Origin of the sequence: Phaeobacter sp. CECT 5382, assembly GCF_001457775.1 — a bacterium.
GTDB lineage: Bacteria > Pseudomonadota > Alphaproteobacteria > Rhodobacterales > Rhodobacteraceae > Pseudophaeobacter.
This window is the reverse complement of record NZ_CYSG01000035.1, coordinates 1-10,219: the sequence shown is the minus strand read 5'-3', so window position 1 is coordinate 10,219 and position 10,219 is coordinate 1. Positions and strand designations below refer to the sequence as shown.

The window sequence follows — 10,219 nt, the reverse complement described above, 5'->3', positions numbered from 1 at the left end:
TGTACTTCGTAGGGGCCCAACTGCTCATATACTCCAGCTACCATGCTGGATTCACAAAATGAATCCCTCACCCGATTTGTGCAACAAAGCCATTCCGGACACTCTGACCAGCTCCGAACGCGCAGATGTGTTTGTGTACTTCGGCGTTAAAATGGGAATGAAACACCTTCTGCGTCCAGAGGCGCAACCGCCTGATCCCAATTACATCGCACTGCCACAGGAAGCGCCGGAACGGTATCAAAAGCGGCTAGACCGAAGAGAACGGCCTGCCAACTTCATTGCGCGCGTTTATGCGCCCTGGTTGGGCAAAGGGCTTGCCCGCAACCACCTACTGAGCCTTGACCGCCCGCTTTACGACGCACTCTATAATTGGCTCAAGAAGAATGAATTTCCGGACTGGCTGGATTTGCCGATGCTTAAGGAACTCAATGACAGGCAGCTTGCTGAGATGGGGCTCAAGGGTGGAGAAATGCTGCCGCACCCCTCATTCGACAATGGTATGCGGGATCAACTGCGCCTCTACCACGCCGCCAAGACACGGGCACGGATGAAACGAAAGAAGAACGGGCAGTAGATCAGCTGCACATGAGACAGGTGAAGGCCATCGCTAGGGCTTCACCCAGCAGTTCATCACAGCCATCGCCAAAGCTTGCTCTTTGGTCTTCACGTTCAGTTTTTTCTTCAGCTGCGACAGATGTAGGTTCACAGTTGAATCTGAGATGCCCAATTTGTCCGCAATGGTACCAAGCTGGAAACCCGCTGCCAGGAGTTGTAGGATTTCCGCTTGTCGTTTTGACAATGGCGAGTTTTGCACGCCGGATGAGGATAAGATCTGCATACGCGCATGCGTAGCAAATGAGGCCACTGCCAACACGCCACCACTCTCTTCCATACGCTGAAGAAACGGAGCGGCTCGATCCTCAAAGCCCAGCCCAACACCTCCACCACGATATCGACCATCTGCATCAGGCATTGCAAAGCTGACACTTGAGTTTTGCGCAAAATGCTCTTTCCTGAATTCAGCCATCTGACGACCGACATCCGTCACAACAGGGTTCCCACGGTCCAGCTCTTCCCCCCAAAGAACACGAGGCTGACCTGAACGAACTGCGGCAACAGTATGGGCTGTAAGTAGCCCCGGTATCGCGCAATCAAACTCAATCGCCCAGTCCGGAAGCGTCGTGGCACGGAAGTGATCCAGGCCGGTTCCCATAAAGGCATGCACAACATTGGCTCCAGCGTTGCGCGCAAAGGTAATCAAGCTTTGCCCCGCCACTTCAGCCGAATGGGCAGATCCCACCTGTTCAACAAAATCCAGGAGCTGCAAATTCAATCTTTGGTTCATAAAAAATGGTCTCAACACAGTTTTCTGAGCGGCATGCAAGAGGCATCACAATGAGATCCAACCATTGGCAATGGCCATCGCCAGGGCCTGTTCCTTCGTCTTCACGTTCAGCTTTTTCTTCAATTGCGCAAGGTGCAAATTGACAGTGGAGTCCGCGATGCCCAGCTTGTCAGCTATAGCGCTTAACTGAAACCCTGCTGCCAATAGCTCCAATATCTCGCCTTGCCGCTTCGACAATGGCGAAGGAGCGCGTTCTTGAGACAAAAGTAACTGAATACGGGAATGTGCGGAAAAGGACGCCATCGCCAAAGATCCACAGGACTCTGCCATGTGGGTCAGAAAGGTTTCCCCTCTATCTTCAAAACCGATCCCGACACCCGCGCCCCGGTACAGCCCGTCGGCATCGGGCATTGGAAATGTAACCGAATTGCGCTGCCTTAACTGGTGGAAACGGGTTTCACTAATCCGCAGGTCCAACTCCGGCAACAATGGGTTGCTTTGGTCAACATCAACGCCCCAATACACTCTCGGGGTACCGGACTTGACCAGTTCGACGATTTGAGAAGTCCCGAACTGGCAGTCATGCACTTCTTCTTCGAGAACTTCATAGGGAATAGTTGTCGCCCGAAACCCGCTCAATTTGGTTTCCATGAACATATGTACAACTGACGCATCGCGCTTTTGCGCAAATTGGATGAACCTTTGCCCGACTTCTTCAGCGGTATTGGCAACGCCAACATCATGAACAAAGTCTAGCAGGCACGAGTTCATAGGCCACCTGTATAGGCAGAAGGTTTCTGGACAGCCACCACCAACGCTTCGCTGCCTGCCCAACAAACCGGAAGCTCGCACCCCGATCTCTGGTGAAGGAGCATCGTAGAAGCCATCAGCGCCGCTCCTACGGTGGATACAGACGGCGGCGTACTGATCTGCTGAACAAAGGCGAAACACTGGCTGGCCATCAAATACGCTCAAATCAATATAGAGATTTATGCATATTTTACCGCAAGCTTCGAACGTGCAAGAGAATTACCATCATAGGCAGTAATAAAAGAGCTCCCTTTGGAACATTTCACACTCTGGCAGGCCCGCTCACGCCGTATGAGCCTCTCATGATTTTGATAATCATGCTCATCGGAGCCGCATCCATCCTCGTGATCCTTGGCTCGGTATTCGTCGCCTTACTGGCTGTGTCCTTGGGTATGGTTGTGACAACGGCAAGTTTCAAACTAGCCAATGCGACGACAATGCATGCCGTTGATGGCGGCATTCAGGCCAAGGGGCAGCGATGGCAGCGCATCAAAAGCGCTTTTCTAATCTCAGGCCTCGTACAGATTTTACAAGTAATACCGTTCGTGTCCTTCTTCATTTCGGACATGTATCTCAAGGGGATCGACTCGGTGGATGGTGTCGAATACTTCTTTCTCGCGATTTTCGCTGTGCTTTCTATTCGTGCATTTGTGTACATTCTATTTTCCAGCGATCTCATTCCCATTCGCTCTGATGCACTGCGCTTGCTGCTATGCAGTTCAGTGATTTTGATTTGGAGTCTATGGGGAGCGAATTACGAACAAAGCCTCGAGACCCTGAGAACCTACGATCTACCGATCTGGGTTCTTGCCTTGGATTATTGCGTTGTTCTTGCGCCACTATTTGCCTGTTTGGTGATCTTCCCAACAGTCTTGCACTCCAAAGCAAGGATCGCCGTCGGCGTAATGTTTGGGTGTGTGGCGGTGGCAAGCGTCGGCCTCACCATTCTCGCATGGTACAAACCATTGCTGACCGCGTTGAGCTAGAGACATGCTGGGGTGGCGTGGTTTTACGCCGCCCGATATATCAGCGTTTCACCTGCGATTTCGGTTTCGGTGTAGTCATAGGCTAAATCGCGGGCGATGGCGTCCATGTCGATGTAACGCTCCAAATGCTCGGGGATATCGCCAAACAACCCCTCATCGACCATCTGTTCCGCCAGTTCTTTCATGCTGTCCACGTGGTACATATCGACGTCAAACTCTTCTGGGTGAACATCCTCAGGATTGTAACCGTAGCCGATTTCACCAACGGCGATGATGAAGATTTTCTTCTGGTATTCCTCCCACTCATCACAAGCCGTGAAGTAGCCGCCGATATTGGCCTGATTGATGCCCCATGCCTTGGCCAAGGCGCAGTCAATATCGTCACCATCGATAAACTGGATTTCGTATTCTTCGACCGGATCACCATAGGCATTGTGATTCTTGTCTGCCTTGCTGGCGTATTCTTCCAAACTCTCAAAGTAAAAGCCGGTTGCGCCTAGGTCGTATGGTTGTGCGTGTAGCTGCGGCATTGTCTTGTCTCCTCTTCTTTGTCCTGACGGGTTGCGCATGCAACCGTCTGGCTCCCGCCGAGGGACTGGGGTGCAAGGATCAAGGGCGAACGCAGTTCGGGACCAGAGCCGCGCGGAGCTGCAACATCGTGAAGCGAGCACGGGGAGGACCCACCCTTTGATGCGCGCCGGGGACAGTCGTCCCAAGCCGTGATCCAGCGGACGGACCCGCTGGGCCATGGGGGTATCGGGGGCAGCAGGCAGGATCCCCTGATTGCGAATCAAACGCGCAGATCGTTTTGTCGGGTTCAGCTTCGACAAGCTGGCGGCATTCAATCGGCGGACGGTTGATCTGGGCTCCAAGGGGCAGGAACGCCCCTAGGTCGATGGGTGCAGGGAGAGTGAAATCTAACCTGCAAGGGATCAAACACAGATATGTTTGCATGGTCGTGACTGGCTCAATGCCAATCTCGACCATCAGCTTTGGGGGATACAACGGGGGAGCGCAGCAGCCCCCTTGTCAAGACGTGTGGTACTACCACACACATCTTGCATTGTCTCTTAAGCTCCATCTTCTGCAAGGATGAGGCTGCCGGATGAGGTTGTTTTGGCCCCATTGGGCGCGCGGCCTGGATCGTCACATCTTGGGCCAAACACATGCACAAAGGGCGGATTGCCGTCATTCTCTGCGGATGCACGATCTGAAAGGCTCCTGAGCAAAAGCCGACATTCGTTGAGAACTCGAACCCAAGAATGCTGCGATGGATCTAGGTAAGCCTCCAGGTAAACAAGCTTAAGACGAAGCTTCCTTCAAAAATGCGTGCGTCCGTTCGCGTGTTTCATTTGACCCTAAATCTTGAATAAACAAAGAAGCGATTTCCGCCTTTAGGTGGCCGATTCCAAATAGTGCTTCCGTGCCGCAAATTTGGCGGTATCGGATCAGGCCCTCCGATACTTCTTCCAGCACATCTAAATCGTAGCCTAACCCTGCAAGCACTCCGCCAATGTCGTTAGCCCAACTAGCGAACTCCGCATTTAAACTCTGCTCCAAACGTATTTTGATCCCAAAAATACGGTCCCAGTTAGCGGTCTGCGGAGACTCAGGCCCTAAATTTATGTTCCAAATAGGTTCACCGGTTTCAGTACCCAAAATTTTGCTTCCCGCCAGCGAGAATCCTGCTGTAGCGTCGCCGTATGGATCGTAACAAAGTAATCGATTGCCCTGTTGATCGAATAGAATATCCTTCGCAAGTTTATAAGATGAATTGCATCTATCACCCATCGGAACGAGGTTCTTTAAATTAGCTCCGCAAAACGGATACTGCGACACATGAAGGTAGTGGTCGAGGTCGGGTCTAGGAATGTCGGAGTGGGGTGGTTCCAACCTCTCCATACCACAGCACGGGCAACATTTCTTAGAGAGATGATGATAGGCAATCTGAAAATGAATATCACGAACTGAGGTTTCGGCTCCAGGCGTCTTGATACTTGAAAGTGCTTTAAAGCTAAACTTGAACAATTCTTTCGCCAAATCGTGAATGTCAGGCAACGTATCCTTGCAGGCACTACACTGTGTAACCCCGTCAAAAATTTCAGGGATTCTATTCTGTGTTTCAATGGCACTTCGGACAGACCCTCTTTCAATTTCATTCAAGCCTGCCAGCGCATCCATTAGCCGATTGAACCGTTCGACGATACCCGTAAAGCGCGAGATTACTTCTCGATACTCTATTGGTGCATCGGCTGGAAAAATGGCAGGGAACTCGCCTTCGTCAAGTCGCGCCAAACTCGTCAACAAAGCCGCGGTTAGGCAGGTGCCAAGCCAGTTTTGTTCTGTAGCCTCAATGGCATAGGTCTCTAACATTTTCTTAAGTAGCGTCCTTTAGACTTATCAGTCTGTCGGCAAGCAGGGCGCGCTCCACTGAGCTGCCGATGTTGGACAGCGCATCTTCAATTTCTTCCGCAGAACCTTGTGATTTCAACCGCTCAATCTCTTCGCGAGCCACTTGTGAAAAGGGAGGTGCAACGTCGAAACAGTCGCTCAATATTCTATCGAAGGTCGCTCCAAACGTCTCAATTCCGGGTTTGGTTGCGCTCAACTCGCCGTTCACTTTCGAGAAGATCCTAACGTGATCACGTGTCAAGTCAGAAGCAACAAATGGAGCATGTGAAGTGAGTATGATCTCCTGATTTAACAGTCCCTCGACAGGCAACTTCGTTAAGCGTGAAATGAACTTGACCCGCCATTGTGGATTGAAGTGAGATTCCGGTTCATCCAACAGGAAGAGTGTTCTGGGATCACGCATCATTGCGAACATTCCAAACACTTGCGCCTGTTGGTGCTCACCATCAGACAAAGACACATAGTCTACCGGTTCAGATTTCCCGTCTCTATTCAGCTTATTGAAGCGTACTTCTTCAAACCTGAAGACCTTGCTTTCTTCTTGGGGTTCCGGAAGGCGTGCCGCGAAGTGCTTCTTTTCGATGTCGCGTTTGATACGGGAGCGCGCGGTCTTCGGGATCATCAGGTCATTGAGCATCGCTAGCTTATGGATCGACCGATATAGATTGCTTGGGGATTGCCAGAATTCTTTAAACGCCTCGCGCGACGCTTCGTCCACTAAGAAGTCAAACGTGTAAATTTCTGGTTTCTCTTGATAGTCCCAACAAGTTGCGCAACGCTTTAGTTGGTCGATGTACTGTTCAAGCTCCTCAGTAAGTTGGATGCCCTTTCGGCCACTCCTTGCACCTCTAGGCGCATTTGGGGACCCAGAATGGTTCAACTGGATGATGCACCGCCATGACGACAGATTATCGAGCTTTGCGTGGTCGATCAACGCAGACCGTAGGCTCGGCTCACCGATCATCAGGTTTGCAATGAGAACTTCGAGGTGAGTGCCGTAGTCGATTAATAGAAGGCGGTTGTCTGGAACCGCCGTTCTTGGCGCGGCGTCAGGCATCGCGGCGTTCCGAACCGCCTCAGCATACTCCGAACGGCTTACTGAAAATGGTAGACTGAGCGTTTCGTTATCGCCTGATGTGTACCCAACAATCGCAGAGGGCAGGTGCTGTCCATATTCTGGTGAGCTTGGGTCTTCGATCACTTTATAGTCATCACCATCGTGAAGCTCCATCCGAACGGCTCCACGCGGCGTCGTTTCTGACGTGCGAGAAATCCTTACCCGCTGTGCGTTTAAACCTTCTGCCTCTGATGTTTCGTAAGCGAGTTTGAACAAGAGCCCAACATTAGCTTCAGCGCGTTCTTCTTCTGGCTTATGAGTGTGCCAAGCCGCCTGAAAGATCTCAGCAACGACCTGCAAGAACTGGGATTTCCCTGAACCATTTGGGCCAAGCAGACACAAAGGACGCAAAGCCTCGTTGGATTTCATGGTGGGGCGGTATAGGTCTACCTTGAAGCCATCGAGTAACCCTCCACAGCTTGCCGCCTCTATGATTTCAAGGTGTACAAGCCTCATGGGGCCACCTTCTTGAGGCGCATCGTCTTCTGAGTTGTGTCAAACTCCTGGCGGATTGCTGGTTTGTCACAAGTCATCAATTCAAAAAGCTCTTCTTTCACTTGATCATATGCCCCTGATGCTTGCCCTCTCAACTCTTCGAAAGTCATCCCTTCCGAAGGCCAGTTATCCATAAGGCTCGCCAAAGTAGGTTTCTTTTTCATTGTTCGCGGTTTCCTGGGCTGTCTTTTGGGTTTGGGCGCATTGGCGCGGGCCTCGCGGATGCGGTCGAGCAATGCGCTGGCCGGTTCGTCATTTGGGTCTTGGGTAACGAGTTCGCCCGCGAAGGCCTTAGCGAGGATGCCTTCATCCAGCCGATCAGTGAGCTTCAGGGCCTTTTCTGCCTCGGTCGCTAAGCGATCGATCTTGCCGAACGCGGCTTCGATGCGGCGGACAATCTCGCGCTGTTCGTCGACTGGTGGAGTGGGAACAAACACACCGGAGAGTGTGCCTAGGTTGATATTCTTTTGCGCGACACCGGGAGCAAAAGCCTCTAGATCGACTCGCACCGTCCGAATAAAATACTCGACGAAAAGCTCCGAGGTCTTTTCTTCGTCAGCTATGAAGCCGACCACGCTATCAGGAAAGCAGCCTTCAAAACCAAGAATTCCAGTTTCTGCGATGTTGGCGGCAATTGTGATGCAGAGCGTACCAGTTGGCCAAAGGCGACTTTGAGACAGGCCGAACTCACTGTAGGTTGACGAATACTCTTCAATTCGCCCGCCACTATTACTAACGTCCCCAGTCTGGATGAAGGGGTAAGGACCGCCAAATAGGGCCTTGTCATTTCTGGGACGATGTTTGGATTTTCCCCGCGCAAGCTCACCTAGTGCAGGCAAAGCGATCCAACGCCACGTTTCTGGGACTTGATACGGTGTTTTTTCTGCTGAAAGCCGATGGCTGGTTAGCTTCAACTTCTTGAGTTCTGATGGAGACAGCTCAAATTCTACAGCTCTCTGATCGGATTGTGCGCCTCTGTAGTCAGCGGACAACGAGCCGTCAAAAGCCATTCGAAGCACACTTACTTTGTAACGCTCTATGAGTACTTCGACGGCGTTGAGGTGTTCGCGAGAGGCGGCGGAGCGGTCGCTGAGGGTGTCGAGCTTCCTTACAATCCGCTGTTGTTCATGAAGCGGGGGGAGCGCGATAGAGAACTCCTCAATCATTCCCTTCGTCAGGGCTTGACGGGTGACCCCGTAGTTTTCATCCCTGATGATGCGTTGAGGGTTTGGTGAGGCCAAGAAGCGCGCCACAAACTCTGCTTCTGCGCCCTCCGAAACCCGGATAATGCAAACATGCTGGTTTACTCTGGCACCTTCGAAACGATCCGGCGCAACTGTGACCCGCCCTATCGAGGCTCCTGTGATGTTCAAAAGAACATCGCCACCCGAAACTGTTGCGTTATCAAGCTTGCGTGCTTGGTCGTCATTAACATAAGCGAGTCCGGCGTCACGCACACCATCAAAATGGATATTCAAAGACCTAAGCAATGGTATCCCGCTTGCCGTGTATGCTTTTTCACCACCTCTTGGCGTTGCCCCACTTCCGATCTTTGATGCGAGTTCCCCGATTTTTGCAGATGCCCAGCCTTTAGGAAGCTCACTCATTTTGCGGCCTCTTGTCGTTCGGCCTGCGCCTGTTGCCAATCGTGATAGGTCTGCTTTGACCCTTTGACCTTCCACTCAATCCGACCGTTGCTGTTGCGATCCAGTACGACTGCAGCGGCGGCTGAAGGGCTGTTGAACGACCACGGCTTTGCAAAGCGCAGCTTGTCCGCAACGTGCGGGGTTAGCACGCCATCTGCGACCAGCTTCTCCTTCAACCCGCCATAGCTTTGCTGAACATAGCCTGTGCCGGTCAGCGCCTCTGACCCCTCCAGCACGATGAATTCGCCGTCTTCTTCCACTGCAGTCGCCTGCACCCCGCTCTTGTGGCGAATTTCAAACTGGACATCGCCTGTGGTGCGCTCCTCCACCGGTTTGGCAGTTTGCGTCACAGCGCGCGGTTGCGGCTTGAGCATGTCCAACCCAATCACAGGAAGGATGATCCGCAGATTGGCAAGGAACTGCTCCATGTTCGCCACATCCGCCTCAGGCAGTCTGCGGCGGATGGTATCGGGCTTGGTGCCATTGTCGAGCGTCACGCGCCCTGCTTGCGAGGTCAGCTCGATCAGCCGCGCCTCAAGATACTCAGCGTGGCCCTTCGACAGGTCGTCATCGCTGGTGGTTACGGTGATTGCAGTTTCCCAGAAGTCTCGCTTCAGGGAGCTTTGCTTGATCCGTTCGGCCACAGAATTACCTGAGCCGATATAGATCCGCGTGGCCCCAGTTTTCTCCGGATCCGGACCAGAGAGGATGTAAACGCCTGTGCGGTCCACTTCTTTACGCGCGGTCAGATCACCAAAAGCGGAAGCGCCGCTCACAAACAGCAGTCCAGTCCAGCCATGGATGGTTGACTTGCGCAGGCCTGTGGGTTTGCCATCGACGAGGAATAGTTGAATCGTTCGTCCGAATGTATCGCCCGCAATCATGCATTGGCCTCCAGTATGGGTGCTTCTTCCAGTTCCTCGCTAAGTGCTTCAATCTCATCCAGCGCGGCGCGGAGGTGGCCCATGATCGCTACCGCGATCTCGTCGGGGTTGATTATGTCGTCGTCTGGGTCATCACTTTCGTCACGCAGCCATTTCCAGTCGAGGTTTTCACCGCGCTCTGCTATTTGCTCAAGAGACAGTTTGCGCCATCTGCTGTTCTCACCCTCTTCCTGGCGCGTCGAACCACCAAATGGGTCATCGCCGTAGAGCTCTTCAAACTCTCCAAAGTGCTCAGCCGTGATGACATTCGTCTTCCCGAAGGAAGGCATGTTGGCGCGAAGATCGTAGAACCAAATCTCCTGATCGTCCGTGCTTTGTCTGCGATTGAAATACAAAACACACGTTTTCACGCCCGCGCTTGAGAATATTCCGGTCGGCAATCGAAGTATTGTGTGAAGCCTGCATTTATCCCGCATTTCCCAAGTAACTTGACGTTTTCGCGCCTCCAACGGCCACTAATGTGT

At 52.4% G+C, this 10,219-nt stretch carries 10 protein-coding genes; 2 read left to right on the top strand and 8 right to left on the bottom strand.

The annotated features are described in order from the left end of the window. Window positions 1-574, top strand: a 574-nt coding sequence (locus tag PH5382_RS18975) for a hypothetical protein (RefSeq protein WP_231751941.1), incomplete at its 5' end; no start/stop codon positions are given. Between the two features lie 33 nt (window positions 575-607). Here the strand turns inward: PH5382_RS18975 and PH5382_RS18970 are convergent. Then, window positions 608-1,345 (bottom strand): helix-turn-helix transcriptional regulator, encoded by a 738-nt coding sequence (locus PH5382_RS18970; RefSeq protein WP_058335952.1) that lies wholly within the window; start codon window positions 1,343-1,345, stop codon window positions 608-610. A 45-nt stretch (window positions 1,346-1,390) separates the two neighbouring features. Further along, window positions 1,391-2,320: a helix-turn-helix transcriptional regulator gene (locus PH5382_RS18965; RefSeq protein WP_156414981.1), complete on the bottom strand. Its 930-nt coding sequence runs from the start codon at window positions 2,318-2,320 to the stop codon at window positions 1,391-1,393. A 137-nt stretch (window positions 2,321-2,457) separates the two neighbouring features. Here PH5382_RS18965 and PH5382_RS18960 point away from each other — a divergent pair, with 137 nt between their 5' ends. After that, the gene (locus PH5382_RS18960) at window positions 2,458-3,141 is read left to right on the top strand and encodes a hypothetical protein (protein WP_058335950.1); all 684 of its coding nucleotides are present in this window, start codon (window positions 2,458-2,460) and stop codon (window positions 3,139-3,141) included. A 23-nt stretch (window positions 3,142-3,164) separates the two neighbouring features. Here the strand turns inward: PH5382_RS18960 and PH5382_RS18955 are convergent, their stop codons facing one another. From PH5382_RS18955 to PH5382_RS18930, 6 genes are all read right to left on the bottom strand, one after another. Then, the gene (locus PH5382_RS18955) at window positions 3,165-3,671 is read right to left on the bottom strand and encodes an antirestriction protein ArdA (protein WP_058335949.1); all 507 of its coding nucleotides are present in this window, start codon (window positions 3,669-3,671) and stop codon (window positions 3,165-3,167) included. A gap of 772 nt (window positions 3,672-4,443) precedes the next feature. After that, complete coding sequence (locus PH5382_RS18950) at window positions 4,444-5,514, bottom strand: hypothetical protein (protein WP_058335948.1); 1,071 nt, start codon at window positions 5,512-5,514, stop codon at window positions 4,444-4,446. A 4-nt stretch (window positions 5,515-5,518) separates the two neighbouring features. Then, window positions 5,519-7,126, bottom strand: a complete 1,608-nt coding sequence (locus PH5382_RS18945) for a restriction system-associated AAA family ATPase (protein ID WP_058335947.1) — start codon at window positions 7,124-7,126, stop codon at window positions 5,519-5,521. Continuing rightward, window positions 7,123-8,772 (bottom strand): restriction endonuclease subunit S, encoded by a 1,650-nt coding sequence (locus tag PH5382_RS18940; protein WP_058335946.1) that lies wholly within the window; start codon window positions 8,770-8,772, stop codon window positions 7,123-7,125. Before PH5382_RS18940 ends, PH5382_RS18945 begins: the two co-directional genes overlap by 4 nt. Further along, window positions 8,769-9,695 carry a GIY-YIG nuclease family protein gene (locus tag PH5382_RS18935; protein WP_058335945.1) on the bottom strand — a complete coding sequence of 309 codons (927 nt, stop codon included), beginning with the start codon at window positions 9,693-9,695 and terminating at the stop codon, window positions 8,769-8,771. Before PH5382_RS18935 ends, PH5382_RS18940 begins: the two co-directional genes overlap by 4 nt. Then, window positions 9,692-10,204 carry an N-6 DNA methylase gene (locus PH5382_RS18930; protein WP_255354114.1) on the bottom strand — a complete coding sequence of 171 codons (513 nt, stop codon included), beginning with the start codon at window positions 10,202-10,204 and terminating at the stop codon, window positions 9,692-9,694. The genes PH5382_RS18935 and PH5382_RS18930 overlap by 4 nt, the downstream gene beginning before the upstream one ends. Between the last annotated feature and the right edge of the window lie 15 nt (window positions 10,205-10,219).